The organism is Burkholderia sp. BE12, assembly GCF_002959955.1.
Lineage (GTDB): Bacteria > Pseudomonadota > Gammaproteobacteria > Burkholderiales > Burkholderiaceae > Burkholderia.
The window spans coordinates 186807-212209 of record NZ_PREY01000001.1 but is presented as its reverse complement, the minus strand read 5'-3'; the positions used below and the strand labels follow the sequence as shown (position 1 = coordinate 212209).

At 64.5% G+C, this 25403-nt stretch carries 28 protein-coding genes; 17 read left to right on the top strand and 11 right to left on the bottom strand.

The genetic code is table 11. The annotated features are described in order from the left end of the window. Window positions 1–100 precede the first annotated feature (100 nt). Genes C4B30_RS01035 through C4B30_RS01020 form a run of 4 tightly spaced genes read left to right on the top strand, consistent with a single transcriptional unit; the run spans window position 101 to window position 4178 of the window. The gene (locus C4B30_RS01035) at window positions 101–1339 is read left to right on the top strand and encodes a glycosyltransferase family 87 protein (protein WP_027786529.1); all 1239 of its coding nucleotides are present in this window, start codon (window positions 101–103) and stop codon (window positions 1337–1339) included. After that, window positions 1336–2715: a glycosyltransferase family 87 protein gene (locus C4B30_RS01030; protein ID WP_027786528.1), complete on the top strand. Its 1380-nt coding sequence runs from the start codon at window positions 1336–1338 to the stop codon at window positions 2713–2715. Before C4B30_RS01035 ends, C4B30_RS01030 begins: the two co-directional genes overlap by 4 nt. Window positions 2716–2738: 23 nt before the next feature. Continuing rightward, the gene (locus C4B30_RS01025; RefSeq protein ID WP_027786527.1) at window positions 2739–3782 is read left to right on the top strand and encodes a glycosyltransferase family 2 protein; all 1044 of its coding nucleotides are present in this window, start codon (window positions 2739–2741) and stop codon (window positions 3780–3782) included. A 12-nt stretch (window positions 3783–3794) separates the two neighbouring features. Continuing rightward, window positions 3795–4178 (top strand): GtrA family protein, encoded by a 384-nt coding sequence (locus tag C4B30_RS01020; protein WP_027786526.1) that lies wholly within the window; start codon window positions 3795–3797, stop codon window positions 4176–4178. Window positions 4179–4298: 120 nt separating this feature from the next. On the opposite strand, the gene C4B30_RS01015 is transcribed toward C4B30_RS01020, so the two are convergent. Next, window positions 4299–4913 (bottom strand): NIPSNAP family protein, encoded by a 615-nt coding sequence (locus C4B30_RS01015; RefSeq protein ID WP_027786525.1) that lies wholly within the window; start codon window positions 4911–4913, stop codon window positions 4299–4301. Window positions 4914–5012: 99 nt separating this feature from the next. Between C4B30_RS01015 and C4B30_RS01010 the strand changes: the two genes are divergently transcribed. Then, window positions 5013–5933: a LysR family transcriptional regulator gene (locus tag C4B30_RS01010; RefSeq protein ID WP_027786524.1), complete on the top strand. Its 921-nt coding sequence runs from the start codon at window positions 5013–5015 to the stop codon at window positions 5931–5933. A 110-nt stretch (window positions 5934–6043) separates the two neighbouring features. On the opposite strand, the gene C4B30_RS01005 is transcribed toward C4B30_RS01010, so the two are convergent. Continuing rightward, entirely contained in the window at window positions 6044–6946 is a 903-nt protein-coding gene (locus C4B30_RS01005) for a LysR family transcriptional regulator (protein ID WP_027786523.1), read from the bottom strand. 99 nt (window positions 6947–7045) lie between these two features. Here C4B30_RS01005 and C4B30_RS01000 point away from each other — a divergent pair, with 99 nt between their 5' ends. Genes C4B30_RS01000 through aroE form a run of 5 tightly spaced genes read left to right on the top strand, consistent with a single transcriptional unit; the run spans window position 7046 to window position 10899 of the window. After that, window positions 7046–7996 carry a ketopantoate reductase family protein gene (locus C4B30_RS01000; protein WP_027786522.1) on the top strand — a complete coding sequence of 317 codons (951 nt, stop codon included), beginning with the start codon at window positions 7046–7048 and terminating at the stop codon, window positions 7994–7996. Next, window positions 7993–8385: a VOC family protein gene (locus tag C4B30_RS00995; RefSeq protein WP_027786521.1), complete on the top strand. Its 393-nt coding sequence runs from the start codon at window positions 7993–7995 to the stop codon at window positions 8383–8385. The genes C4B30_RS01000 and C4B30_RS00995 overlap by 4 nt, the downstream gene beginning before the upstream one ends. Before the next feature lie 2 nt (window positions 8386–8387). Beyond that, window positions 8388–8846, top strand: coding sequence for a MaoC family dehydratase (locus tag C4B30_RS00990; protein WP_027786520.1), 459 nt, complete (start codon window positions 8388–8390; stop codon window positions 8844–8846). Then, window positions 8846–10066, top strand: coding sequence for a CaiB/BaiF CoA transferase family protein (locus C4B30_RS00985; RefSeq protein WP_027786519.1), 1221 nt, complete (start codon window positions 8846–8848; stop codon window positions 10064–10066). The genes C4B30_RS00990 and C4B30_RS00985 overlap by 1 nt, the downstream gene beginning before the upstream one ends. Further along, entirely contained in the window at window positions 10066–10899 is an 834-nt protein-coding gene (gene aroE / locus C4B30_RS00980; protein ID WP_027786518.1) for a shikimate dehydrogenase, read from the top strand. Before C4B30_RS00985 ends, aroE begins: the two co-directional genes overlap by 1 nt. Window positions 10900–10971: 72 nt before the next feature. On the opposite strand, the gene C4B30_RS00975 is transcribed toward aroE, so the two are convergent. Then, a complete protein-coding gene (locus C4B30_RS00975) occupies window positions 10972–11268 on the bottom strand; it encodes a YciI family protein (protein WP_027786517.1) in 297 nt (98 codons plus the stop codon). A gap of 117 nt (window positions 11269–11385) precedes the next feature. Continuing rightward, on the bottom strand, window positions 11386–12309 hold the full coding sequence (locus C4B30_RS00970) for an SDR family NAD(P)-dependent oxidoreductase (RefSeq protein WP_230469158.1): 924 nt from the start codon (window positions 12307–12309) through the stop codon (window positions 11386–11388). A gap of 200 nt (window positions 12310–12509) precedes the next feature. Here C4B30_RS00970 and C4B30_RS00965 point away from each other — a divergent pair, with 200 nt between their 5' ends. Further along, window positions 12510–13574, top strand: coding sequence for an AraC family transcriptional regulator (locus tag C4B30_RS00965; protein ID WP_034185525.1), 1065 nt, complete (start codon window positions 12510–12512; stop codon window positions 13572–13574). Window positions 13575–13709: 135 nt separating this feature from the next. Here C4B30_RS00965 and C4B30_RS00960 read toward each other — a convergent pair whose 3' ends face one another. Next, a complete protein-coding gene (locus C4B30_RS00960; protein WP_027786514.1) occupies window positions 13710–14339 on the bottom strand; it encodes a TetR/AcrR family transcriptional regulator in 630 nt (209 codons plus the stop codon). 266 nt (window positions 14340–14605) lie between these two features. Between C4B30_RS00960 and C4B30_RS00950 the strand changes: the two genes are divergently transcribed. Continuing rightward, window positions 14606–15607: an NADP-dependent oxidoreductase gene (locus tag C4B30_RS00950; protein WP_027786513.1), complete on the top strand. Its 1002-nt coding sequence runs from the start codon at window positions 14606–14608 to the stop codon at window positions 15605–15607. 129 nt (window positions 15608–15736) lie between these two features. On the opposite strand, the gene C4B30_RS00945 is transcribed toward C4B30_RS00950, so the two are convergent. Then, on the bottom strand, window positions 15737–16675 hold the full coding sequence (locus C4B30_RS00945) for a PLP-dependent cysteine synthase family protein (RefSeq protein ID WP_027786512.1): 939 nt from the start codon (window positions 16673–16675) through the stop codon (window positions 15737–15739). Window positions 16676–16892: 217 nt separating this feature from the next. Next, a complete protein-coding gene (locus tag C4B30_RS00940) occupies window positions 16893–17759 on the bottom strand; it encodes an NmrA family NAD(P)-binding protein (protein WP_027786511.1) in 867 nt (288 codons plus the stop codon). A gap of 210 nt (window positions 17760–17969) precedes the next feature. Between C4B30_RS00940 and C4B30_RS00935 the strand changes: the two genes are divergently transcribed. Beyond that, on the top strand, window positions 17970–18902 hold the full coding sequence (locus C4B30_RS00935) for a LysR family transcriptional regulator (RefSeq protein ID WP_027786510.1): 933 nt from the start codon (window positions 17970–17972) through the stop codon (window positions 18900–18902). Between the two features lie 113 nt (window positions 18903–19015). Here C4B30_RS00935 and C4B30_RS00930 read toward each other — a convergent pair whose 3' ends face one another. Next, entirely contained in the window at window positions 19016–19978 is a 963-nt protein-coding gene (locus C4B30_RS00930) for a GlxA family transcriptional regulator (RefSeq protein ID WP_027786509.1), read from the bottom strand. 90 nt (window positions 19979–20068) lie between these two features. Next, window positions 20069–20992, bottom strand: coding sequence for a LysR family transcriptional regulator (locus tag C4B30_RS00925; protein ID WP_027786508.1), 924 nt, complete (start codon window positions 20990–20992; stop codon window positions 20069–20071). 105 nt (window positions 20993–21097) lie between these two features. Here C4B30_RS00925 and C4B30_RS00920 point away from each other — a divergent pair, with 105 nt between their 5' ends. The 3 genes from C4B30_RS00920 to C4B30_RS00910 are packed head-to-tail and all read left to right on the top strand — an operon-like array spanning window position 21098 to window position 23234. Continuing rightward, a complete protein-coding gene (locus C4B30_RS00920) occupies window positions 21098–21832 on the top strand; it encodes an SDR family NAD(P)-dependent oxidoreductase (protein ID WP_027786507.1) in 735 nt (244 codons plus the stop codon). A gap of 10 nt (window positions 21833–21842) precedes the next feature. Continuing rightward, window positions 21843–22610, top strand: a complete 768-nt coding sequence (locus C4B30_RS00915; RefSeq protein ID WP_027786506.1) for an SDR family NAD(P)-dependent oxidoreductase — start codon at window positions 21843–21845, stop codon at window positions 22608–22610. 27 nt (window positions 22611–22637) lie between these two features. Next, window positions 22638–23234 carry an NADPH-dependent F420 reductase gene (locus C4B30_RS00910; protein WP_027786505.1) on the top strand — a complete coding sequence of 199 codons (597 nt, stop codon included), beginning with the start codon at window positions 22638–22640 and terminating at the stop codon, window positions 23232–23234. A 116-nt stretch (window positions 23235–23350) separates the two neighbouring features. Here the strand turns inward: C4B30_RS00910 and C4B30_RS00905 are convergent, their stop codons facing one another. Beyond that, a complete protein-coding gene (locus tag C4B30_RS00905) occupies window positions 23351–24079 on the bottom strand; it encodes a transporter substrate-binding domain-containing protein (protein WP_027786504.1) in 729 nt (242 codons plus the stop codon). Between the two features lie 257 nt (window positions 24080–24336). Between C4B30_RS00905 and C4B30_RS35775 the strand changes: the two genes are divergently transcribed. Beyond that, the gene (locus tag C4B30_RS35775; protein WP_227789468.1) at window positions 24337–24618 is read left to right on the top strand and encodes a hypothetical protein; all 282 of its coding nucleotides are present in this window, start codon (window positions 24337–24339) and stop codon (window positions 24616–24618) included. 36 nt (window positions 24619–24654) lie between these two features. Here C4B30_RS35775 and C4B30_RS00890 read toward each other — a convergent pair whose 3' ends face one another. After that, the gene (locus C4B30_RS00890; protein ID WP_227789469.1) at window positions 24655–25083 is read right to left on the bottom strand and encodes a hypothetical protein; all 429 of its coding nucleotides are present in this window, start codon (window positions 25081–25083) and stop codon (window positions 24655–24657) included. Between the last annotated feature and the right edge of the window lie 320 nt (window positions 25084–25403).

The window sequence follows — 25403 nt, the reverse complement described above, 5'->3', positions numbered from 1 at the left end:
TGAATTCACGGACAACGCTATCTCAGAGCGATCGATCCGCAGGCACGACAACATCAAACGGCTGCGACAGACCACGCGGCCAAACGACAGACGGGGCATCATGTACACAGCCAATCGTGGAACGCGCGATCGCGCAATACGCTGTGCTCAATGGCTGACGGCCGACCGGATCATTCCGTACAGCTGCATCATGCTGATGCTCTTCGCTGCGCTGCTGATCGTCTGGGGCGTCGTGACCGACGGCTTCACGTCGAACGCCACCGCCCGCCCCGGCACCGACTTCTCCGTCTTCTGGACCGCATCGCATCTCGTGTTGCAAGGTCACGCCGCGGCGGCCTACGACACGTCGTCATTTCTGCAGGCCGAATTCGCGCACTTCGGTGCGTATCTGCAAAACCGGCCGCTTCCCTGGCTCTATCCGCCGACGATGCTGCTGTTCGTCGCGCCGATTGCCCTCGTGCCTTTCCTGCCCGCTTACTTCCTCTTTTTCGCGGGCAGTCTTTTATGCTATGCGTTCGCCGTCTCGCGGTTGTCGGGGCTGCGCGCGCATCTTCCCGTGCCGCGCGCCGCGACGCTCGTCGTCGTCGCATATTCGGCGGTGTGCATGTCCGCGCTGTTCGGCCAGAACAGCATCCTGACCGCCGGCCTCGCCGCACTCGCGCTGCATCTGCTCGGCAAGCGGCCGGTCGTGGCGGGCGTGCTGATCGGGCTGCTCGCGATCAAGCCGCAACTCGCCGTCGTGTTCCCGTTCGTGCTGATCGCGACGCGTGCGTGGCGCACCTTCGCGGCGGCGGCGATCAGCGCGGCGCTGTTCGCGGCGGCCGGCGTCGCGCTGGCCGGCCCCGCCGCGCTGCACGGGTTGAGTCACGCACTGGAGACGGTACGCGCGCAGCATTTCATGCTCGCGTCGTACTGGCTCGCGTCGCCGACGCCGTTCGCCGCGTTGCGGCTCGCAGGCGCGCCGGTCGCGGCCGCGCTGGCCGCCCAGGCGGCGGTCGCGCTCGTCGCGCTCGCCGCGGCCGTCGACGTCTGGCGCCGCACGCGCGACATGCGGCTGCGCGGCGCGGTGCTGGCGGTCGCCACGCTGCTGACGACGCCGTATCTTTGGAACTACGAACTGACGTGGCTCGGCATCGCGCTCTTCTGTCTGATCGCGCACGGCCTCGACGAAGGTTGGCTGCCCGGCGACCAGGGCATCGTCGTGCTGGCATGGCTGCTGCCGATCTTCGAAATGCTGAACCGGCTGATGAAGCTGCCGCAAATCGGGCCGGTCGTGCTGCTCGCGGTGCTGTTCGTCGTCGTGCGCCGCACGGCGTTCGTATCCCGGAGCGCACGATGAAAACGCCGTCGTTCGCCCGCCACGCACACCCGGCCGCCCACGTGCATCCGGAACTCCCGATCGCCGGCCCGCGCCGCTATCCGCACTGGCTCAATCGCGATCGCGTGCGCCTCTATGCGGCCGCCGTGCTGCTGACGGAGGTGCTGTTCATCGTCATTTACCTGGTCCGCCTGCACCTGTCGCACGACGGCGCGCTGGAGCCGCTGTCGCAGGACTTCTCGCCGGTCTGGAGCGCCGCATGGCTCGCCGCGCACGGGCACGGCGCCGACGCATGGCATTACTCCACGTTGTTCGCGGTCCAGAAGCTCGCGCTCCCGACGATGACGCTCGCGGACGGCACGCTGCCGTGGCTCTATCCGCCGACGATGCTACTGCTCGTGCTGCCGCTCGGCTGGCTGCCGTACACGCTGGCGATCGTGCTGTGGCTCGGCATCGGAATCGCGCTGTTCGCGGCGGCGATCCGCGCGACCGTGCAGCGCGACGCCGCGTGGTTTTGCGCACTTGCGTTCCCCGGCGCGTTCCTCACGGTGATCGTCGGGCAGACGAGCCTCTTCACCGCGACGCTCGCCGCGCTCGGTCTGCTCGCGCTGAACCGCCGCCCCGTCTTCGCCGGCATCTGTTTCGGGTTGCTGACGATGAAGCCGCAGCTCGCAGTGCTGTTCCCGCTCGCGCTGCTGTGTGCCGGCCAATGGCGCGCGCTGGCTGCGTGGGCCGCGACGATCGTCGGCAGCGCCTTGCTCGCGACGCTCGCGTTCGGCGTGGGCCCATGGATCGCGTTCGTCCACTTGATCGCCCACGTCTATACGATCGTCGGCACCGGCCACGCCAAGCTCGCGCGCATGCCGACCTTGTTCGCGCTCGCGACGATGGCCGGCTGGCCCGCGCTCGTCGCGCGCGGCCTTCAGTTACTGTCGGCCGCGGCTGCCGCGATCGCCGTCGTCTACGCGTGGCGCGGCGCCTGCTCGTACGCGCTGCGCGCCGCGACCCTTGCGTGTGCATGCCTGCTCGTCAGCCCCTATCTGTACGACTACGACCTGACGTGGTACGGCATCGTGATCGCGTGGTATGCACGCTATGCGTGGACGCACGGCTGGCGCCACTTCGACCGCGAATGGCTGATGCTGCTGTGGCCGATGCCGCTCGCGGGTCTCGCGATCGTACCGCACCTGTCGTTCCAGTTCATGCCGCTCGTGACGCTCGCGTCGCTCGCGCTGCTCGTCGGCCGGATTGCCCAGGAACGACGCGACGTGCCGTCGATGCCCGATGCGCGCGACACCTCGACCGAGACCGACTTCGCGCACGCGGTCCGACCGCACCACCGCCCGGCGCACGACATGCGCCGCACCGGCCGCCTGACGTTCGGCGTCCACCGGTAAGCGACATCACAAGGGGAATCATCATGCGGGAATCCATCTACACGCCGCTCGTCTCGCTGGTCGTGCCGTTCTACAACGAAGGCGAAGCCGTCGAGCGCTTCTTCGACGTCGTGATTCCGTTGTTGACCGCGATCGACGCGATCCGCTTCGAGATCGTCTGCGTGAACGACGGCAGCCGCGACGACACGCTGGAACGCCTGGTCCGCATCGGCGCCGCCGAGCGGCGCGTGCGCGTCATCGATCTCACCCGCAATTTCGGCAAGGAAGCCGCGCTGACGGCCGGCCTCGACGAAGCCGCCGGCGACGCGGTGATCCCGCTCGACGCCGACCTGCAGGACCCGCCAAGCCTGATTCCGGTGCTGATCGAGCACTGGCGCGACGGCGCGGAGGTCGTCGCGGCCAAGCGCAGCAACCGCGCGTGCGATTCCTTCGCGAAACGCACCGCCGCCGCGATCTACTATCGCGTTCACAACCTGCTGTCGGACGTGAAGCTGCCGGAGAACGTCGGCGATTTCCGGTTGATGGATCGCAAGGTCGTGAACGCGCTGCGCAACCTTCCCGAGCGGCACCGCTTCATGAAAGGGCTGTTCGCGTGGGTCGGCTACAAGACCGTGATCGTCGAATACCAGCGCGATCCGCGCAGCGCCGGGCACTCGAAATTCTCCGGCTGGAAGCTCTGGAATTTCGCGCTGGAAGGCATCACCAGCTTCAGCACCGTGCCGCTGCGCAGCTGGACCTACATCGGCGTCGGTATCGCGGCGCTCGCGTTCCTGTACGGCACCTTCATCATCCTGCGCACGCTGCTGTTCGGCAATCCGGTGCTCGGCTACGCATCGCTGATCTCGGTCACGCTGTTCATCGGCGGCATCGAGCTGATCGGGATCGGCGTCGTCGGCGAATACGTCGGGCGGATCTACGACGAATCGAAGCAACGGCCCATCTACCTGATCCGCCGCCGCTACCAGGCGCACGGCAAGGTGATCGAACTGCCGGTCGCTCGCGACGCACGCCGCCAGCCGCCCCGCCGGCGCGCACAGCCGGTCCGGGCGCGCATCGGCGCGCGCTGACGCGCAGGCGCCATGATCGGCCCGCTCCGGGCCGAGCGCACGCGGCTCGTGCGCTTCGGCGTATCCGGACTCTGCTCGACCGCGATTCACACGCTGGTCGCGGCGGCGCTGTTCGCGCTGCTCGATGCGACGCCGGTGACCGCGAATGCGGTCGCATTCGGCTGCGCCACCGCGTTCTCGTATCTGGCGAATACGCTGTGGAGCTTCTCGTCGACGGTGCGCACCCGCAATGCCATGCGCTTTCTCGCGGTCACGCTCGCCGGTTTCGTCGAAACGATCCTCATCGCACGCGCCGCGGAGGTGCTGGATGTGTCGCGCGCGATGGGTGTCGTCGCGATCGCGCTGCTTATCCCGCCGACGACGTTCGTGCTGCACCGGCTCTGGACGTACCGGTAAGCGGCCCTCTTTCGTCCCTGCCGACAATCGGTCAATCAATTAACAGATTCAATGTCGTTACGTGGCCGATCACCCGAGCGGCGCCGCGGGCCGGATTGCGCGGCAGCCGCGGCGCCGCATTCAACGCAACGGCGACCACGCCTCCGGCAAGCCGATCGTCGACGTCGCCCTTTCGATCTGCTCCGGACCGCCTTTCGGAGGCCAAAGCCCCTCCGCATAGTGCCGCTTTCTCAGCGCCATACGTTCTTCCAGACTCGAGAATCCCCAGATGTGCGTGATGCGCGGCGGTCCATCGAGCGCGTACAGGTTGCCAACGAGATGCGACGTATAGGCTTTGGCCGGGCCCACCGCCCGTTCCCACGCGGCAATGGTCGGCGCAATACCGCCGGCTTTCAGCCAGTAGCGGCGAATCTCATAGAAGTCGCCAAATGCCGCCGGTTCGACATCGGGTAGAAAAGGAAAAAGCGCATGGCTTTCCATCGTCAATCGAACGGATGCGCTTTCAATCCCGAAAGGTCGCTCGGCGCTCAATGCCCGATTGCGTTCATGCTGCAACTCATCCATCGTCTCGAAGCCACGCAGCACGACAACCCGCGATAGCTCGCCAATTTCCGTGCGCCATGCTCCCAGCAGCCGCCCTTGCGCGTCGGCATCCGATACCCAGCGATGCGCATGGCGGGACACCCTGTCCTGGTCCAGAAGCGGACACGACAACGTCGCGAGTTCATACAGCATTTCTGTCCTCCCTTTTTTGCTTGCATATCCCAATCTATTTCCAAACCGGCGGCTGATAAACGCGCCGCACCTTGAAACAGAATCCAGTACCATTGCGCAATGGATCTCCTCAAGGCGATGGCCGTATTCGTCCGTATCGTGGAAACGGGCAGCCTGACGGCGGCGGCGCAAGCGTCCAATCTGTCGCCGACCATGGTCGGCAACTATCTTCAGGCGTTGGAAAGTCGGCTAGGCGCGGTCCTCCTTCACCGCACGACCCGTAAGCAGAAAGTCAGCGCGTTCGGCCATGCTTACTACGAGCGATGCGTCGAAGTCCTCGGTCTGGTCGACGACACGGAACAGCTTGCGCTCGATCACCTCAAGCAGCCACGAGGGCGTTTGCGCGTGACTGCGCCCGTCGTGTTCACGAACGAGTGCCTGATTCCCGCGCTCGCGGACTATTACCGGCGCTACCCCGAGATCAAGCTCGATATCGTCGCAACCGACTCGCTCGCCGATCTGTTCGACGAAGGTTTCGAGGCAGCCATTCGCATCGGCGCGCTCGCCAACCCGGATGTGGTGGCGCGCCCGCTGGCGCCATATCGGCTGGTGCTGTGTGCGTCGCCCGCTTACGTTCGCGAACATGGAGCGCCGACTACGCCGCACGCGCTGGGCGAGCATCAATGCCTGACGTACGCGTATCCGCCCCGTTCGGAATGGCACGCGGCGCAACCTCAATGGATGCTGGAAGGTCCGGATGGGCCGATGAGCATCGCCGTGGACGGCCGACTGAAAATTGACAGCGCGGAAGCGTTGCGCCGAGCGGCATTGAGCGGGCTGGGTATCGCGATGCTTCCTTCCATGTTGATAGACGAGGACATTCGCGAGGCGCGCCTCATCGAGATCATGCCGGACTTTGCCGGCCCCGAACGACCGATGAATCTGCTTTATCTGCAAGAGCGGCGAAAATCACCGAAGCTTCGTAGCTTTACTGAATTCGTGGTCGACCGGTTCGGTGCCGAAACGGCCTACCGGACGTAACGCGGCTGCCGTTCCTGTTCAAAGCCGATCGACTTGCGGGCGCGACCGGATCGGTAACGCCCGAATGCCGCGACACCTCCGGCCTCCATCGCGAACGCCGACGCCACTGGTCAATGCGAAGCACCGAACAATCGAATCACGACACCGCGCAGCCACCGGTTGCCGGCCTCGTGGTGATAGCGCGCATGCCAATGCTGCCGCACCGCAAACCCGTCGACCGGGATCGGGCAAGCATGAACCGCCAAATCGCTGGCCTGGGCCAGCGTCTCGCCGATATGACGAGGTAGCGTCGTGATCAGGTCGGTCGTCTGGACAATCGCCCCCAGACCGAGAAAGCCCGGCAATTCCAGCACCACGTCCCGCTCGATGCGCGCCTGTCGCAGCGCCTGTTCGAGGAGCTGCGCCCCGGTGCCGGCCGTGATGGCGACATGCCCTTCCGAACGATACTGCCTGGCCCCGAGCCGGCCGCGAATCCTCGGGTGATGCCGATTCACCAGACAAATCCAGTCCTGGTCATAAAGCTTCTGCTGATAAATACCGCCACCGAGCCATGGCACATAGCCGATCGCGAGATCGGCTTCGCCGGATTCGAGCGCCCGCTCCGTATTGCCGTCGATCCGTGCGGCTTCCAGCCGGACGCCGGGCGCCTGCGCGCGGACATGGGCCAGTAGCCGCGGCAGCAGCGTGACGTGGCTCGCGTCGGTCATGCAGATGCGAAAGCGTCGCTGGGCGGTCGCGGGATCGAACGCGATCTCCCACGCAGTGAAACGTCGCAGCGATTCGAGAATTTCCCGGCATGGCCCGATCAGCGCGTCGGCCTGCGGTGTCGGCGCCATGCCGCCGGGCGTCCGGATGAAGAGCGGATCGTGCAGGTGCTCCCGCAAGTGCCCGAGCCAGATGCTGACGGTCGGCTGGCTCTGGCCGAGTTGCTCGGCGACGCGCGTGACGCTGCGCACGTCGTACAGGAGATCGAATAGCTGAAGCAGTTTCAGGTCCGGCAGATCGGCGGGCATCGTCGCATTATTGTGCTGGGCAATGACGCCATTGTATCCATTGCATTGCCGATATGAGCGGCGGCTCCTATCGTGAGGCCATACGTCAAGGAGACACCGTTGAAAATTGCGATTCTGGGTGCCGGCGCACTGGGCTGTGCGATCGGCGCCACCCTCACCGAAGGCGGTCACGAGACCTGGTTGATCGACCGCTCGCCCGCGCACGTCGATGCGATGCGTCGCGACGGCCTGCGGGTCGACGACGCCGGCGGCTCCCGGCACGTACGCGTCCACGCGACGACGCAGGCCGCCGAAGTCGGCGCGGCCGACCTGGTGGTGGTGCTGGTCAAGTCGTTCCACACCGACGCGGCCATCCGCGGCGCCCGATCGCTGGTGGGGCCCGATACCGTCGTGCTGTCGCTGCAGAACGGCCTCGGGCACGAGGACATCCTGAGCGAGGCCGTCGGCCGCGAGCGCGTACTCGCGGGCAAGACCTACGTCGGCGGCGTGCTTCGCGGGCCGGGCCATATCGAATCCGGCGTCATCGGCAAGGCCACCTACATCGGCGAACTCGACGGCCGAATCACCCCGCGTGTCCGGGCGATCGCCGACGCGTTCGATACCGCCGGCCTCGCGACGACGATCAGCGACAACATCGTCGGCACGATGTGGGACAAGCTGCTGGTGAACGTCGCGACCGGCGCGCTGACCGGCCTCACCGGCCTCACCTACGGTCAGCTTTACGACGAGCCGTTGCTGAAGGCGACGTCGCTCGCGGCCGTCGCCGAGGCGATCGCGGCGGCGCAGGCCGCCGGCGTGACGCTGTCGATGACCGATCCGGAACAGGCATGGGCGCTCGCGGCCGAGGGGCTGCCCGCGGCCTTCAAGACCTCGATGCTGCAAAGCCTGGAGAAAGGCTCGATCACCGAGATCGACTTCATCAACGGTTCGGTCGTGCGCTGCGGGCAGCGCTACGGCGTGCCGACCCCGGTCAATGCCACGCTCGTCGCCTGCATCAAGGGGCTGGAGCGCGCGATGGCCGATCGCGCACGCGAGGAGACTGCCGCATGAACGCCACGAAAGCCTATCTCGAACACGTTGCGATCTGGGTGAAGGACATCCGCTGGCACATCCGTTTCTTCGAGGACGTGCTGGGCATGACGCTGCGCGAAGTGGACGGCACGCTCGACGCACCGCGGCAGTACTGGACGCTCGGCGGCCTGCAGTTCATTCACGCGCCGGAACACGACGGCCCGGAAGGCCGGCTCGCCCATCTCGGCGTGATGTGCGAAGACCTGGAGGCCGCGCTGGCCGCGGCGCGGCGGTTCGACGTGACGGAGATGCCGCAGGGGCGCAACTGGCTTCGCCTGCCCGACGGGCTCGCCGTCGAACTGATTCAGGCCAGGCCGGCTTCCTGTGTCGCACAGGCGTTGGCGATCGACCCGCGCGCGGAGGCATGACCATGACGATCGTCGAGAAATACTGGGACGACGCCCGCGAGGGCGATGCATGCACGAGCCCGAGCTACATCGTGACCAAGGAGCGCATTCTCGCGTATGCCGACCTCACCGGCGACCATACGCCCGTGCACGTGGACGAGGCGTACGCGAACGCCAGCCATTTCGGCTGCCTCGTCGCGCACGGGCTGTTCGGCCTGTCCGTTGCCGACGGCCTGAAGACCCAGAGCGACTATCGCTTTCTGCCGGGCATGTCGCTCGGCTGGACCTGGGATTTTCTGCTGCCGATCAAGGTCGGCGACGTACTGCACGTGACGTTCCGCGTCGGTTCGATGCGGGCCAGCAAGAGCCGTCCGGACTGGGGCATCGTCGTGCTGCCGTCGGAACTGATCAATCAGGACGGGCAAATCGTTCAGCATGGCGAACATCGTCTGATGGTCCCGCGCCGTCCGGAGGCATCGTGATGCAGGCACGTCCCCTCGAAGGCATCCGCGTCGTCGACTACAGCCATTTCCTCGCCGGCCCGTATGTCGGGCGCTGTCTCGCGGCGCTCGGCGCAGAAGTCATCAAGGTCGAGCGTCCCGGCGCCGGCGACGCCGGGCGCCAGCACGCGACCGTGCTCGACGACCAGCAAAGCGGCTACTTCCTGCAGCTCAACATGGGCAAGCGCGGCGTGAGCGTCAACATGAAGGACCCGCGCGGCAAGGCGTTCATGCAGCGGCTGTGCGACTCCGCCGACGTCTTCGTCGAGAACTATCGGCCGGGCGCGCTGGACAAGCTCGGGCTCGGCTATGCCGAACTGTCGGCGCGCAATCCGGGCCTCGTCTACTGCTCGATTTCGGCGTACGGGCACACCGGTCCCGACGCCCATCGCGCGGGCTTCGGGCTGATCGCCGAAGCGAAGAGCGGGATCATGCAGATGGTCGGCACGCCCGGCGAGCGGCCGCCGCTGCTGCGCATTTCGCTCGGCGACATGTACACCGGCATTCATGCGGTCGCGGCGATCAACGCCGCGCTGCTGGGGCGCGTGAAGAGCGGTCGCGGGCAACACGTCGACATGGCGCTGTACGACACGCTGGTGTCGATGCACGAATACGCGGTGCAGTGCTACACGCTGCAGGGCGTGCTGCCCGAGCAGACCGGGCACGACATGCCGACCTCGACCCTCTATGGCGTGTTCCGTGCCGCGGACGGCGATCTCGTGATCGCCGCGCAGGTGGACGACGCGTGGAAGCGCTTCGCAGCACTGATCGCGACGCACGGCGGCCCGGCGGGTTTCGGCGCCGACCCGCGCTTTCACGACGGCACCGGGCGCAACGCGCACCGCGCGGAGATTCTGTCGGTGGTCGAGCCGTGGGTGGCCGCGCGTTCCGTCTCGTCGGTACTGGAATTGCTGGACGGCATCGACGTTCCCTGCGCGAAGGTGCAACGCATCGACGAGGTGTTGAACGATCCGCAGATCCAGGCCAGAGGCATGGTCGTCGAGCAACAGCATCCGCGCTACGGGACGCTGCGTCTGCCCAACCTGCCGTTCCGGTTTTCCGATTGCGATACGACGATTCGCGACGTCGCGCCCGATCTCGGGCAGCACAACGCGGAAGTCGCGCGTTCCCTTGGGTTCGATTCGGCCGAAATCGACGCGATGCAGGCCGACGGCGTCCTCTATTCAAAAGCGAGCCAATGATGACCGACCGATACGCGGTGATCGGCAATCCGATCGGGCATACGAAATCCCCGTTGATTCACGGCCTCTTCGCGCAAGAGACGCGGCAGGACATTCGCTATACGGCGATCGAGGGCCCGCTCGAGCCGGCAGGCGCCTTCGCCGCCGCGGTTCGCGCGTTTTTCGACGGTGGCGGCAAGGGCATCAACGTTACCGCGCCGTTCAAGCTCGATGCGTTCTCGATGTCGGACGAATGCAGCGAGCGTGCGCAGCTCGCGGGCGCGGCCAACGCGCTCAAGTTCGACGGCGGCCGCATCCTGGCGGACAATTTCGACGGAATCGGGCTGGTTCGCGATATCGAAGCGAACCTCAATCTTCCGATGGCCGGCAAGCGTGTCCTGGTGCTCGGCGCGGGCGGCGCGGCACGCGGCGCGCTGTTGCCGTTCCTCGAAGCAGGCCCGGCGGAACTCGTCATCGCGAATCGCGACGTCGACAAGGCGTGCGCCCTGGCCACGCAGGTCGCCGGGCGCGGCCCGCTGGTGGCCGGCAGCTACGCGGACCTCGCGCGGATGGGACGTTTCGACCTGGTCGTCAATGCGACATCGGCCAGCCTGACCGGCGACCTGCCGCCCGTCCCGCCGAGCGTGTTCAGTCCGACGGGAACCGCCTACGAACTCGCCTACGGCAAACGTCTCACGCCGTTTCTCCGGCTCGCGAAAAACGCGGGCGTGCACGGGATCGCGGAGGGCGTCGGCATGCTGGTCGAGCAGGCGGCCGAGGCGTTCGCATGGTGGCGCGGCGTGCGCCCGGCGACCAGTTCGGTGATCGATCGGCTGGCCGTGCCGTTCGACTGAACGCCGGGATCGTTGCGCGGCTAGCCAGCGATCGACGCGGCGGCGCGTTCGGCGCCGCTTCCGCCAGGGCGCTCAACCACGCGTCGTCAAATGAAGCATGGTGTAGTGTTCGTAATGACCCACGCCGTTCTTCACGATCGGATCTTCCGATGTCAGCGCGGAAATATCCTGATCGTCGGCAATCTGGTAGAGCGATACGCCGTAGCCGCCAGCGTCATCGATCACGGGGCCATGAGCGACGATCAGCCCCTTGTCGAGGAGCGCGTTCTGGAAAACTCCGTGCTGCCTCATCCATTCCTTTTCGTCGGCAGACATCGTCGCGAGGAAATTCGCACGCGGCGGAATGAATTTGCAAAGATAATATTTCATCGTTTAATCACCTCATTTATAGAACCGACTGCCATTCCGGAATGAACAACGGCTTTACCAACTGACATCCTTACGTAACGTTTCCGTAAGTTGAAAGATCAATGGCCGCCGGAAGCTTCATTTCGCCGTTCTTACGCTTTTAAGTATCGAACCTTCGAACATTTTTGGCACGTAGTTTTGAAGGAAAAGAATCATGCCCGTCATCTTCCCTACAGGATTGCTGAATTTCGGCTCGTGGGTATTGATCAGCCGGGTAATAGTATTGACGACCGCATCCGGCGCTTCCGCTTCGTCAATGCCTTTTTGCGTCGCGGCCGTTACCTGTTTCCGGTACGCGTCGTAGTCGGCGATGTTGCCGCTGCCCGCCGACACGGCATTGTGGCCAAGATTCGTTTTGAACCAGACCGGCTCCACCATGCTGATCTTGATGTTGAACTGATTCAGTTCGAAACGTAACGACTTGAAGAAACCCTGAACCGCATGCTTGGAAGCAGTGTAATACGACAGGTTCGGCGGACCGATCAGCCCCACGATGGAACTGATGGTAATGATATGCCCGCGCTTCTGCGCCCGGAGCTTCGGCAGCAACGCAGTTGTCACCTTGACCGTGCCCCAGAAGTTGGTCTCGAACTGTTGCCTGCCCAGTTCGATCGGCGTCTCTTCCGCGATGCCGGTGACCATGTAACCCGCATTATTGACCAGTACATCCAGCTGCTTGACGTGTCTGAACAATTCGTCGGCAAACGCCTCGATGGAGCCATCTTCATCGATATTCAGGCGCAGCAGTTTGAACGGCACCTTACCGGCGCATTTTTCCGGCGTACGGCTGGTGCCTATCACGTCGAAACCTTGTTGATGGAGGTGATTGGCAAGCATCAACCCAAAACCCGACGATGCGCCCGTAATCAGGACCGCTTTTTTCATGTGCGCCTTCCAAAAGATGTTGTCACTCATGCAGGCCGGGATGCGCAGTTCGCGTCCGGAGCTGGCAGGATCCGACGACTGCCGCAACAGCCCCGCAAAAGCATCGAACCGACGCACCGCCGTGTCTGCAATGGTGAATAACCGCCTGGCACACGTGAGTTGACGGCACCGCTGGCTTAAGCAGCACTTTGCCGTTGAGCCGCGTCACGCGCACTCGCCGAACGCGCCAATGAAACTGCCGAACGCGCCAAAGATCGCGTACGCTGTTGGCGCGTTCAGCGAGTGCGCTGTCGCTGTCCACCGCGTAAACTTCGCCCATGTCCACAGAACCCAGAATCCCGCTGAATGGCTACCGCGGCTCCCAGTTGATGTATGCCGTGTGGCCCGGTTGGCGGTTACTGATGCATGACGCAGGATTGGCAACGCCGAGCGTGCTGGGCCGCGCACAGCTGCCGGGCGATCTGTTCGCCCGCGAGAACGTGCGGCTGAACTCGGCAGACTTCTTCAAACTTTGGCGGGCCATCGAAGCCGAAGGCCAGGCCGTGCGGGCAGACTGCCCGGCACCGTTGCAGGTCGCGCAGGTGATGTCGTCCGACTGGTTCGACCCCGAACTTTTTGCTGCACTCTGCAGCTCGAACATGGAAGCGGCACTTCACCGCATCGCAAAGTACGTCAGGCTGGTCGCGCCGATCGAGATCAACGTGGCGCGAACCGCGACGCAGTGCACGGTCACCATCGATTTCCTGGACCGCACGGAGTCTGCGCCGAGCGTGTTCCTGGCGTTCAAGCTGGTGTTCTTCGTGCAGCTCGCACGACTCGCCACGCGCAGCCACGTGCGCCCGTTGCGGGCAAGTTGGCCCGTGCCGCAAGGATCGGAGTCGGACCTCCGTGCATACGAGGCGTACTTCGGCGTACCGGTCGACCGCAGCGCATTGGCCACGCTGGTTTTTGCCGCCGCGGACGTTGAACGCCCCTTCCTGACCGAGAACCACAAAATGTGGTCGTATTTCGAGCCTGCCCTGCGCACGCGGCTGGCGGAGTTGGACCGCGCCGCCAGCATGGTGGAGCGCTTGCGCGGCGTGCTACTCGAGGCACTGCCGGCTGGTGAACTGTCGATGGATGCCGTTTGTCGAAAACTCGGCGTCAGCACTCGGACCCTGCAACGCAAGCTGAAGGCTGAAGGTACCGGTTTCCAGGAGACGCTGGACGCCCTGCGCGAGTCGCTCGCCAAGCATTACCTGACGAATTCGTCGATGTCCGGCGCGGAGATCTCGTTTCTGCTCGGCTTTGAGGATCCCAATTCGTTTGCGCGGGCGTTTCAGGTGTGGACGGGGAAGACGCCACAGGCGGCGCGTTTGGCGCTCAAGAAAACCGGCTCCTGAATCGTTTCGCAATCGGTATCAGGTTTTGGCGGCGGCTTGCGCCGCCCTCCCCGGTCACGCCTGACAGGGCTCACCGTGTTGCATCGACGGGCTCGATCGGCTTTGCGCGCCGGTCGGTGCTCGCCGATCACGGTGTCACGCCGACCCTGCCGACGCGCCACCACCTTCATTGCGCGGAGGTTCGCCCGCGGTCACCGACTGGCTCATTGACGCCAGAATCGCGTCGCGGCAAACCGCAAGAATTTCGTCAGCCAGTGGCGAATCGTCCGGACACGCGCGCGACATGACGATGGCCCCGACCGCGTGCGCCAGCATGTCGAGCGACCTGGCTCGCGTCCGGGCGGCGTCCACATCGTCCAACGCACCGCCTTCAGGGCTCAACGCAGCCAGCAGGCTCTCGATACCGGCCGCAAACGTAGCTCGAACCGCTTCCGGCTGACGGGCGGCATCCGCGCCTAGCGCTGCCATCGTACAACCGGTCGCACGGGTGTCGCGGTGCGTGCGAGAAAGGTAATACCGCACGAACTCGGACGCGTTCGCGCCCGCGCTCAGCGCCGCGGTCTGCGCGATGCCGCACGCCGCCGATTCCGCCATCAGATCGGCCTTCGAGCGGAACTGTTTGTAAAAGCCCCCGTGCGTGAAGCCGGCGGCAGCCATCAGATCGGCAACGCCAACCCCATCATAGCCACGCTCCCGAAACAGCTTCGACGCCGTCTCGACGACGTGCTCCCGATTGGCCTGCGCCTGTGCCTTGGTGATCTTCATTTCCTGACGACCGTGAGTGCATGCCTGCGAAGGCTCCATCATACATTGATGTCGATCGTCATCAAAACCTTGACAGATTAGATTACGACCATCATCATTGCTCCGCGTTCCCCACCCCGAAAACCGGCGCAACATGACCGACAAGACGCTTTTCGAGCCTGCGCCCTTGGCCGCGTGACCCTCGCCAATCGCGTTGTCACGACACCGCTGACCCGCAATCGCGCGGGCAGGCACTGGCTGGTACCCAACCTTGAATCTGGAACACCATGAAAGCACTTATCTTCAGACGCTATGGCAAGTCCCCCGAGATCGGGTTCGCCGAAGTGCAGCGACCCGCGCTAAAGCCTGATGAACTGTTGGTCCAGATCCACGCGGCGGGGTTGAATCCGGTCGACAACGTGATTCCGACAGGAACGTTCAAGCCCGTCCTCAAATTCGAATTGCCGGCCACGCTCGGCAGCGATATTTCCGGTGTGGTGACCGAGGTCGGCAGCCGTGTCACGCGTTTCAAGCCGGGTGATGCCGTCTTTGCCAGCCTCTTCGATCTCGGCCGAGGCTCGCTCGCCGAATTCGCGGCAGTGCCGGAGCGCGTTGCGGCGCCGAAGCCGGTCAATCTGGACTTCGTGCAGGCTGCCGCCGTCCCGATGGTCGGGCTTACCTCGTGGCAGGCATTGAAGGAGCGCGCCAATATTCAAGCCGGCCAGAAGGTGTTCATTCCTGCCGGGTCCGGCGGTATCGGCACGTTCGCGATTCAGCTGGCAAAGCACTTCGGCGCGACGGTCGGAACGACCACCAGTACGGGCAACGTCCAACTGGTAACCAGCTTGGGCGCCGACGAAATCGTCGACTACAAGAAGCAGGAATTCGAAAACGTGCTGCGCGGCTACGACGTCGTGCTTGGCACGATCAGAGGCGATGCGATTGAAAAATCCGTAGGCATCCTGAATCCAGGCGGCAAGATCGTATCTCTCGTCGGGCCGCTGGACGCGGCGTTCGCCCGTGCTCGCGGGCTGAACGTCGTGCTGAGGTGGGTATTCGGGCTCATGAGCCGCAAGATCATCCGGCTTGCGGAAACACGAGATGCGACCTATTCGTTTCTCTTCGTACGTCCGGATGGAGCCCAGCTCGCCGAAATTGGCGCACTCCTCGAGTCGGAACACGTTCGTCCCGTGATCGACAAGGTGTTTCCTTTTGACCAGGCGAAGGAAGCGCTCGAATATCTGGCCCAGGGACGCGCCAAGGGCAAGGTCGTCGTGAAAATCAAGTGAGCGGCCAATCCGTTGACGACTGACTGTGCGGGTTCTTGCCCTGGCTTTTGAAGAGGCGCAGCGGCGGCCAGGGCCGGACTCGATGGAAAACCTGAGGGCCGCTTAGGACTACGATTCGCCCAACGGCCATCAACCGATCGTTTCCGCGAACGACTTCAGATACTTCATGCCCGTGTCGCACATGATCGTCACGATCGTGGCGTCCGGGCCAAGCCGTTCGGCGAGTCGCAATGCGCCGGTTACGTTGGCTCCGGTCGACGTACCGCAGAACAGCCCCTCCTCCGCGGCCAGTCGGAACGCCATGGCTCTCGCTTCCTCCGTGGAGACACGCTCGAGTTCGTCGGCGATGCCGTCGTGCCATAGCGGCACGACATAGCCCGCGCCGATTCCGTCGATCTTGTGCGCCCCGGTCGGGCCACCCGACAGCACCGCCGATTCTGCCGGCTCGACGCCGGCGATCCGGATGCGTGCATCGTGTTCGCGCAAGCGCCGCGCAATCCCGCGTAGCGACGCCGCCGTGCCGACGCTCTGGACGAAGCCGTCGAGACGGCCGCCGGTCTGCTCCCAGATCTCGTCGGCCATCTTCGTATAGGCGTCGAACTGATCGGTATTCTCCATCTGCGCGGTGAGGTATGCGCCCGTCTCGCCGACAATTCGATTCGCTTCGCGAATCATGTCTTTCGTCAGCTTCTCGGTTTGCTTGCCGCCGTCGCTCGGGACGATCGTCAGCGTCGCGCCAAGCAGGCGCATGTGATCCAGTTTCTCCTTCGAGAACGCGTCCGACGAAACCAGATGCAGCGGATGCCGCTTGACGGCGCATACCAGCGCGAGCGACACGCCCGTGCTGCCGCCGGTGTACTCGACCACCGCGCCACCCGGCTTCAGACGCCCATCGCGCTCAGGCGCTTCGATCATCGCGAGCGCGATCCGGTCTTTCATGCTGCCGGTCGGATTCTGACTTTCGAGCTTGACGAACAGGCGCGCGCCGTTCTTCGGGACGACGTTTCGCAACGGTACGAGCGACGTGTTGCCGATCGTGTCGAGAATGCTGCCGGGAGTCGATTGCATGTTGACCTCTGAAGTGAGCGAACTGGCAAGACCGGGCGAGTGGCGGTTGGACAAACCCGCCGATGCCGGAAATGCTTCGCAGTCTAGACGCGCGACGAGGCCTTTCACCATAGTCAGAAATGACATTAATAGCGACAATCACGACATCCGTTCTACCGGGAATCCGATGCGTGGGCGGGCGTAGCGCACACGCGCCGCGCGCGCCCACCGAATGCAATCAGGCCGCACGCGACACGAGCTCGCCCAGAACCGTGTCCAGCGCGACGTGGCCGCGCAAGATTTCGTCAGGATGACTTTCGAAATCGATCCAGCCTTCGTTGAAGCCGTCCAGCATGCGCATGCGGGGTAGCGGATGCTTCATGCCCTGCGCGCGAAACAGCGCTTCCCACGTTCGCCTGTCGACGGCTTCCGCGCGCACCTGCCGGCCCAAAACGCGAGCGAAGGCCAGTGCGAGATCGTTGGGGCTCACCCGGCGCGGGCCCTCGAGCTCGACGACACGTACACCGCGCCACGTCTGCTGGAGCAGTTCCGCCGCCACACGGCCTACGTCCGCGGTGGCGACCATCGGCACGGGCTTGTCGAGCGGCTGCAGGTAACTGGCGACGACGCCATCGTCGCGCGCGGACGCGACATCCCACGCGGCGTTCTCCATGAACCAGCCGGGCCGCAGGAACGTCACCGGCATCGGCATCTCGCGCAGCGCGTGCTCCATCAGCGTGAGTTGCGTGAGCAGATTGGTCTCCTCGGCCTGCGCGCCGATCGTCGACAGGCAAACGACCTTTTCGGGGCGCGCCTTCAGAAGCGCGGCGGATACGGCCTCGATCACCTTCCGCGTTTCGGGAAACCCGGGCGCCGGATCGAACACCGGCGGCAGCAGGATGAAAACGCCCGAAGCGCCGGCGAACGCGGCGGCGAGCGACGACGAGTCTTCCATCAACGCGGTCGCCATCTCGCACCCGCGCTCCGCCCACGCCGCTGCCCGCGTCGTGTCGCGTACGACCGCGCGCACCGACCGCCCAGAGGCCAATAGCTCGCGCGCCAGCGCGCCGCCGACCTGACCGGTGATTCCAGTGATTGCATACATTGCTCGTTCTCCATGTGTGAATGCGTGGGTCGCATTCTGGACAAACGCCGATCAAAACAAAACGACATGGATGGCATCAGATAAGTGACAACGTGTCATCAATTCGGCATGATCGATGCAGACGCCCGACCGTGCTGCAGCGTGCGGCGTTCGCGTGTCGGCCTTCAATGGCTCGCACGCAATCCGCCATCCGTATTCACTCGAACAACCATGAGATCCAGTAGCGAGAAACTGTCCGGCGGCATCAGCGTGTTCGCCGCCGTGGTCGATGCCGGGACGTTCGCGGCTGCCGCCGACGTCATAGGCATGACGCCGCCGGGCGTCAGCCGAGCGATTGCCCGGCTGGAAAGAAAGCTGAACATCCGGCTTTTCAACCGAACGACGCGGTCCGTGTCGCTGACCGAAGAGGGCCGCCGCTTTTACGAGCAGGTCATGCCCCATCTCGCCGGGCTGGAGGAAGCCGCCGCGGCGGCTGCGGGCGGCGCCTCAACCGTGCGCGGCAAGCTGCGCATCAATCTGGATCCCGTCGTCTACCGGGCCATTCTCGGGCCGCGGCTCGATGCGTTCATGGACGCACATCCCGAGCTCGAAATCGAACTCATCGCGCGAGACAGCCTGGGCGACCTCGTCATGGACGGCTTCGATCTCGCCGTGCGATTCGGCGAACCGCGAGCATCGAGCCTGATCGCGAGAAAGCTGCTCGATACCGGCGTCGTGACGGTTGCGGCGCCCTCGTACATCGCGCGCCGGGGACGGCCGGCAAAACCCGAGGATCTCGAAAACCCGAGCCACCGCTGCCTGGAATTTCGGAATCCTGAAACAGGCAAGCCGTTCGCGTGGGAATTCCATCGCAAGCGCAAACGCATCGTGGTCGATACCCGGGGACGCCTCACGGTCAACGATCCGGGCGCCCTGCTCAACGCATGCCTCGCCGGTTCCGGAATCGCGCAGATGCTGCTGCTCGGCGCCGAGCCGCTGATCGCCGAAGGCCGGTTGATCGATCTCTTTCCTGAATGGGCCGACGAGCGGTATCCGTTATACGCGTATTACCCATCCCGGCATCACGTGCCGGCGAAGACCCGCGCGTTCCTCGATTTCATGGTCGAACTGACGGGCATTCACGCGGGCGTCGGCACGCGCTAGTGCGGTTCCAGCCGAGCCCACTGAACTCTGTGTCGGCATTCGCGGCGGACGACTGCGCCGCCGTCGACGCAGCGACTGCGTTCGAGCCGGGCCGCTCATCCATACCGAGGACGCTACCGATTGTCGGCACGCAACTCCCGCACCCCACGGCCGAGCCGGCGCCGCAACAAGGCCCGCAACGTCGCCGAATCCGCATAGCCGACCTCGCTTGCGATCGTCTCCAGGTCGTAACCCATCGACACGAGGTTCTGCGCCCGTTCGATTCGGAGATCCTGGAAGAACGCCAACGGCGACTTCCCGAGTACGGCCTCGGTACGGCGCTGCAACGTGCGTGGCCCAACGGCTAATGCGGCTGCCGCCGTCTGAAGCGAGAAACCGAGGGAAAGATTCTCGCGGGCCCAGCGCTCGAATCGCGCGACCAACGGATCGGCGTGTGCAAGGTAATCCGGAATGATGTATTCGGCCTGCGACGAACGCTTGTCGATCAGCATGAAGCGGGCCACCAGCGTGGCCAGTTCGGGACTGGCTTGACGCATCAACCACAGCGCAAGGTCGAGATGGCCCATGGCCGATCCTGCCGTGACCAGACGATCCGCGGCGACGACCATGCGCGAATCGTTCAGATCGACCGTCGGATAACGTTGACGAAAAAAAGGCGAGAGCGACCACGTGGTCGTCGCCTCGCGACGATCCAGAAGCCCGGCTTCGGCCAGCAAGAACGTCCCGATACAGGCGGCGGCAACGCCTATCCCACCGGCATGCCACGCACGAAGATGCGCCATCGCATCGCGCACGTCTCGACGCTCCAGCGTCTTGATCAGGCGCTCCGGCTCCCTGATGCCGGGCGCGGGCACGGCCACCCAGTCCGGGTGGCGTACGCTGCTTGCCGGTTCCACCAGCATCGACAATCCATGCGCGGTTCGGATGCGTTTGCGCACGCCCACCACCGTCACGTCGAAAGGCGGTGCGGCGAAGCCCTGAGCAGCAGCCAGTTCGTTGGCCATCGCGAAGGTATCCAGCAGCACCGTCAGCCCGGTGTCGAACAGACCGTCGAGGGCGAGGATGGTCAGTCTCATGTCGTAAACGTCGCCGTTGATATCATTTACGACTATAGTCCGGTTTCCGAAAAAAGCGCGGAGTGCAAGGCAACGCTGTGAAGAAGCACGTCACGCCGACCTCGCTCGTCCCGCCCTTTGCGAAGGACATTTGCCAAGCAGTTCGATCAGCCGCGTCTCGCATCCGGAAAACGCGTACCCGCGCCGCTGCGAGATCATGAACGTAAGGGGCCGCATGTGCCATGCGCGCCGCCGGAGTTCGACCAGTGTCCCCTTCGCGAGGTCTTCCTCGACCATATGGCGCGGCATGTGCCCCCAGCACAAGCTCCCTCTGAGCAGGTCGTGCTTCGCGCCGAGGTCATTCACCCACCACTGGCGTTCACTGGCGACCCCTTGCTGGGTCTTTTCCGCATCCGGCTGATTGTCGGTGACGACGAGCTGGATGTGCCGGCCGAACTCCTCTCTCGGGATCGGCTTCGCCATTGCGGCTAGCGGATGCGATGGCCCGCATACGGTCACCATTTGCGCATCGAATAGATGATGCCGTTCGATGGTGCCGGGGCTCAGTTCGGGCACGTCCGTGATCGTCACCGCCAACGCGCACGTGCCCTGGAGAACCAGACGCTCGCCACCCTGCATGGTCGTCATGCGCAGATTGATTGCAACCGTCGGAAATTCCGCCTGCAGCGTGCGCAGGCATTCGATCAGGTGCGCACGTGAAAAATAAGTGTCGACGGCGATCGACACTTGCGGGACGCCGGCTTCGGCAATCGCGACCGCACGCATCTTCATTTCCTCGGTGCGCGAGATCACCCCGCGCGCATCGGGCAGGAGGCTGCGCCCGGCGGCCGTGAGCGTCGCCTTGCGCGTGTTGCGCTCGAACAGCACCACGTCGAAAGCGCTCTCGAGCGCGCCGATCGCGTGACTGATCGCCGACTGGGCACGCCTCAGCTCCCTGGCCGCGCCGGAAAAGCTCCCCTGGTCGCACACGGCGACGAACGCGCGAAGTTGATTGATGGTGACGTTGTCCAGCATAGGTATCTAAAAAGTAGATGGCACTTATAGATATTCAGTCAATTGGCTTCATGAATCAAGCACGCCAGAATCGGATTGTCGCTTTTGTTTCGAAGGATGCACGACATGAACAGACTGAATGGAAAGACCGCCGTGATCACCGGCGGCGCAACCGGCATCGGCCGCGCCGCGGCACAGCGCTTCATCGAGGAAGGCGCTTTCGTCTTCCTCTTCGGCCGCCGGCAGGCGGCGCTCGACGCGGCGGTGGCCGACCTTGGGCCCAATGCCCGCGCGGTGAAGGGCTCGGTTTCCGATCCGACCGATCTCGACCGGCTCTACGCGGCGGTAAAAGCGGAGCGCGGCACCCTCGACATCGTCTTCGCCAATGCCGGGACCGGGAGCCCGCTTCCACTCGGCCAGATCACCGCCGAGCACATCGACGACACCTTCGACACCAATGTGAAGGGGACGATCTTCACGGTCCAGAAGGCGCTGCCGCTGATGGGCGCGGGCGGGTCGATCATCCTGACCGGCTCGAGCGCCGGCACCACGGGCGCCCCCGGATTCACGGCCTACAGCGCGAGCAAGGCCGCGGTGCGCAATCTCGCCCGGACCTGGGCGGCAGACCTGAAGGGTACCGGCATCCGGGTCAACGTGCTGTCGCCCGGCGCGACGGCGACCGAACTGGCCAAGGAGGCGCTGGGCGAAGAAGGCCAGAAGGCCTACGGCGCGATGACGCCGCTCCAGCGCATGGCCGAACCGGCAGAGATCGGGGCGGTGGCCGCCTTTCTCGCGTCGCCGGACAGCAGCTTCATGACCGCCAGCGAGGTTGCCGTCGACGGCGGGCTGGCACAACTCTGAGGAGAAGCACATGACCCAATCGCTGAAGGGCAAGACCGCGCTCGTGACCGGCGGATCGCGGGGCATTGGCCGCGCCATCGCCGAACGTCTGGCGAGCGACGGCGCGACAGTGGCGCTGACCTACAACGCCAGTCAATCCGGCGCGGATGAAACGATCGCGGCCATCGAAAAAGCGGGAGGCACCGCGTTCGCGATCCATGCGGATCTCGTCGACCCGGCGAGCGTCCCGGCTTTGTTCGAAAAGCTCGACGACGCACTCATCAGGCGCAACGGCAGCAAAGCCCTCGACATTCTGGTCAACAACGCCGGCAATTCCGGCTGGCTCGGCTTCAAGGACGCGACACCGGAGAGTTGGGACACCCTGATGGCGGTCTACGCCCGCGCGCCCTTCTTCATCATTCAGGCCGCGCTGGATCGCCTCGCCGACGGCGGGCGCATCGTCAACATTTCTTCCGCTGCCGCCACGAAGCCCGTCACGGCGGCGCCCGTCTACTCGATGGCGAAAGCGGCCATCAACACCCTGACCCATACGCTCGCCATCGAGCTGGGGCCGCGCGGCATCACTGCGAACGCCGTCGCGCCGGGCTTCACGCGAACGGATGCGAACGCCGCCTTTCGCGAGAATCCCGAACTCGTCAAGGCGGCCGAGGCGCAAATCGCGCTGGGCCGCTTTGGCGAGCCTTCTGAAATCGCCGCCGTCGTCGCGTTTCTGGCTTCCGATGACGGCCATTGGGTGACCGGCCAGACGATCGAGGCGAGCGGCGGTTACAAGCTCTGACCACATCGGGAAACGAAGGAGAAACATATGCGTTACGCAATCATCGGTTTCGGCAAGATCGGCCACGCGCTTGCCAGGGCGTTCGCCCGCAACGGCATCAACGTGGCCGTTGCAACCACGCGCGATCCGGAAAGCTTTGCGGCGGAGGCGGCCGCGATCGGACCGACGATCACGCCCACGACCCTTGCGGAAGCCGTCAAGGCGGACATCATCTTTTTGGCTGTTCGTTTCGAGTCGCACCCGGCGGTCGCGAAAGCACTGGCCGACTGGAACGGGAAGACCGTCGTCGACGCGATGAACACGCAGGCCCCGCTGGAAGAACTGGACGGTCTGCCGTCCTCGGCCTTCGTCGCGAAAGCGTTCACCGGCGCCCGATTGGTGAAAGGCTTCAATCATCTGGTCGCCGCCGTCCTCGGTCAGGACCCGGCCGTCCACGGCGGCAGGCGAGTCGTGTTTCTGGCGAGCGACGATGACGAGGCCGCGGCGGAGGTCGGTGCGCTTGCGGAAAAACTCGGTTTCGCGCCGATCCGGCTCGGCGGGTTATCGGAAGGTGGATGGCTGGTGCACGCGCGCGGAAAAAGCTGGGGACACCTGATCTTCAAGGACCTGATCAGCTTTGCCTGACGAGGTTCGATTTCCTGCATTTCGCCGAATCGAATGGACCGTTGCCGGGCGCAGCCGACGCCCGAACGGCAACGTGTGCGAATGACCGCTCGCGGCCGAGTGCCGGCCTACCTTGTCTACAGGACGGCCGGATCGATCTCGCGTGCCGTCAGTCCGAATCTCGCCATGCGAGCGCGATGGTCCGACGAGCCGAGATATGAACGAAGTTGCTGATTGACCGCCGTCAACAGATCGCGGTTTTCGCGGTTGAATGAAAACGCACCCAGCGGAGGCGTCCGCTGGGTGCCGTTTACATCCGGCTCGTGCGCGACGTCCTGGATCATCGAGTTGCCTATCCGGCTCGCAACGATTCGATTTCCCAAAGCCGTGCTCGCATAGGCATCGATCACGCCGGAGAGAACGGCCGCAATCGCGTCGGCCTGCTGTTCGAAGACGACGATTTGCCGCCGACTGACGCCTGACGCCATCGCGGAATCATGCTGCACCTGTCCTGCGATGATGCCGAGACGCACATTGGGACGTTCGGCGATCGACGCATAGCTGCGGAGCGCTCTCGGGTTGCCGGGCCGAACCAGAAAGCCGTCCTCGATCCCCCACACCGGCACGCTGAACGCGACGGTATCGGCACGCTTCGGGGTCACGAAGAGCGGCACGTTCATGTCCCAGCGACCTGCTGCGACCCCGGGCAGCAATTCGCTGAACGTCGTCGGGCGATACTCGATGCGAGTGGCGCCTATCTGCCGGAGGATCGTCTCCGCGAGCTCGAGATCGGCACCGGTAGCGGTGCCGTCCGCTTCGGTCCAGCCGAACGGAGGTTCTTCGATGTACGCAATGGTTAACTTCATCGCTTTGCCTCGCAAGCCGAAGGTGGTGCTCAAGTGTGGGGCGGATCGTTGATGATTTTACTCATGCGGACGGACGTGTCTCCTGGCCATGGCACGCCGATCGCGGTTTTTTATCGCGATGGACGAGATGTGACGTCGCTATTCGATGTTTGTCCGCGACGCCCGCCATCCGGATCATATGCGGCTTGACGGCGTCGTCTTCGGCGGTCGCGGTCTCCTTCGGACGAGTCAGCGCTTAGAGCCGCGCCTTCGTCGCGATGAACGCCGGCGTATTGACCTTCAAATTGCGCGGCCGTGGCACCGGCATCGCGATCAGCTGCTGCACCCCGCCCGGATTCGCCTTCAGCATTCCGGGCTACGGCGAAGAGTCGGTTTCGGCAGGTTTCGAAGAGATAGCGTCAGACCGCTGGAAGGACGAAGTCTATCGGCCGGACATCAAGGGCCGCTTGCATACGCTATACAAATGGCCGAAGTCGAGCGCATCGCCGGGTGCCCGGAACGCTTCGAATATGGATCTGCGAAATGCGTCAAGCGACTGAGCCAACGGAACGAGTGCTATCTCCGCTGACGCGTATTCAACGACGCTCCGTAATCGAACCCTCAGCGTCAACTTTCCCAACGGCGCCGACGGCGCCACCAACGGAAATCGGTCCATGTGCTTCCAGATCCCCGTGCACGGTCAGCGGGCCATGCACGGTGAGCGGGCCGTGAAACGTATTTTCTCCCTGACGTCTGCGTATGGCATGACCGTCGGGAGGAATCCGTTCAATCGAGACCGCGTTGATCGGGCCGCGGGCGGAGATGTCACCAGCCACCGTCAGTGAGCCGTCGACAGTAACCGGCCCGAGGACGACGAGCGATCCTTCGACGCTGAGCGGCCCCGTGACGACCGGCTCGGCATGTCCTGACGTGAAGAAGACAGAGGACGCCAGCAGAACCGCGCGCGCCATCGCGCTCTCTGCCCGCCTCGATGCCATGCTCTTTCCTGGCGCCAGATGAAGCATTTCACATGTCCTCCTGCTCGGCGCTACTTACGCGAGCAGCCAGCGGTCCACTGACTCGCGACAGGCGGCTGCCGCTGAAGCACCCCCGGGCGCTATTTATCCAGTCTAGTCGCGGAGTTGACGAGCACAAGCGGCATCGGCGCGATAGCGCGAAGAGCGCGATCTTCGACTGAACGTCTGCAGTGCACCGGGGAAGCGACCGGTCGAGCGTTTGCCGGCGCACGCCGACGAATGACGGATATTGGCCGGAAGTCGCCGGTCGGCGCCCGGTGCGGCCCGACCGGCGACTTCCGACCCATTGCTGACAGTCGAGCAGTCAC

Coding starts and splice junctions, on each gene's coding strand:
- C4B30_RS01035 (WP_027786529.1), top strand. CDS start 101: ATGTACACAGCCAATCGTGGAACGCGCGATCGCGCAATACGCTGTGCT.
- C4B30_RS01030 (WP_027786528.1), top strand. CDS start 1,336: ATGAAAACGCCGTCGTTCGCCCGCCACGCACACCCGGCCGCCCACGTG.
- C4B30_RS01025 (WP_027786527.1), top strand. CDS start 2,739: ATGCGGGAATCCATCTACACGCCGCTCGTCTCGCTGGTCGTGCCGTTC.
- C4B30_RS01020 (WP_027786526.1), top strand. CDS start 3,795: ATGATCGGCCCGCTCCGGGCCGAGCGCACGCGGCTCGTGCGCTTCGGC.
- C4B30_RS01015 (WP_027786525.1), bottom strand. CDS start 4,913: ATGCTGTATGAACTCGCGACGTTGTCGTGTCCGCTTCTGGACCAGGAC.
- C4B30_RS01010 (WP_027786524.1), top strand. CDS start 5,013: ATGGATCTCCTCAAGGCGATGGCCGTATTCGTCCGTATCGTGGAAACG.
- C4B30_RS01005 (WP_027786523.1), bottom strand. CDS start 6,946: ATGCCCGCCGATCTGCCGGACCTGAAACTGCTTCAGCTATTCGATCTC.
- C4B30_RS00995 (WP_027786521.1), top strand. CDS start 7,993: ATGAACGCCACGAAAGCCTATCTCGAACACGTTGCGATCTGGGTGAAG.
- C4B30_RS00990 (WP_027786520.1), top strand. CDS start 8,388: ATGACGATCGTCGAGAAATACTGGGACGACGCCCGCGAGGGCGATGCA.
- C4B30_RS00985 (WP_027786519.1), top strand. CDS start 8,846: ATGCAGGCACGTCCCCTCGAAGGCATCCGCGTCGTCGACTACAGCCAT.
- aroE (WP_027786518.1), top strand. CDS start 10,066: ATGACCGACCGATACGCGGTGATCGGCAATCCGATCGGGCATACGAAA.
- C4B30_RS00975 (WP_027786517.1), bottom strand. CDS start 11,268: ATGAAATATTATCTTTGCAAATTCATTCCGCCGCGTGCGAATTTCCTC.
- C4B30_RS00965 (WP_034185525.1), top strand. CDS start 12,510: ATGTCCACAGAACCCAGAATCCCGCTGAATGGCTACCGCGGCTCCCAG.
- C4B30_RS00960 (WP_027786514.1), bottom strand. CDS start 14,339: ATGAAGATCACCAAGGCACAGGCGCAGGCCAATCGGGAGCACGTCGTC.
- C4B30_RS00950 (WP_027786513.1), top strand. CDS start 14,606: ATGAAAGCACTTATCTTCAGACGCTATGGCAAGTCCCCCGAGATCGGG.
- C4B30_RS00945 (WP_027786512.1), bottom strand. CDS start 16,675: ATGCAATCGACTCCCGGCAGCATTCTCGACACGATCGGCAACACGTCG.
- C4B30_RS00940 (WP_027786511.1), bottom strand. CDS start 17,759: ATGTATGCAATCACTGGAATCACCGGTCAGGTCGGCGGCGCGCTGGCG.
- C4B30_RS00935 (WP_027786510.1), top strand. CDS start 17,970: ATGAGATCCAGTAGCGAGAAACTGTCCGGCGGCATCAGCGTGTTCGCC.
- C4B30_RS00930 (WP_027786509.1), bottom strand. CDS start 19,978: ATGAGACTGACCATCCTCGCCCTCGACGGTCTGTTCGACACCGGGCTG.
- C4B30_RS00925 (WP_027786508.1), bottom strand. CDS start 20,992: ATGCTGGACAACGTCACCATCAATCAACTTCGCGCGTTCGTCGCCGTG.
- C4B30_RS00920 (WP_027786507.1), top strand. CDS start 21,098: ATGAACAGACTGAATGGAAAGACCGCCGTGATCACCGGCGGCGCAACC.
- C4B30_RS00915 (WP_027786506.1), top strand. CDS start 21,843: ATGACCCAATCGCTGAAGGGCAAGACCGCGCTCGTGACCGGCGGATCG.
- C4B30_RS00910 (WP_027786505.1), top strand. CDS start 22,638: ATGCGTTACGCAATCATCGGTTTCGGCAAGATCGGCCACGCGCTTGCC.
- C4B30_RS00905 (WP_027786504.1), bottom strand. CDS start 24,079: ATGAAGTTAACCATTGCGTACATCGAAGAACCTCCGTTCGGCTGGACC.
- C4B30_RS35775 (WP_227789468.1), top strand. CDS start 24,337: ATGAACGCCGGCGTATTGACCTTCAAATTGCGCGGCCGTGGCACCGGC.
- C4B30_RS00890 (WP_227789469.1), bottom strand. CDS start 25,083: ATGCTTCATCTGGCGCCAGGAAAGAGCATGGCATCGAGGCGGGCAGAG.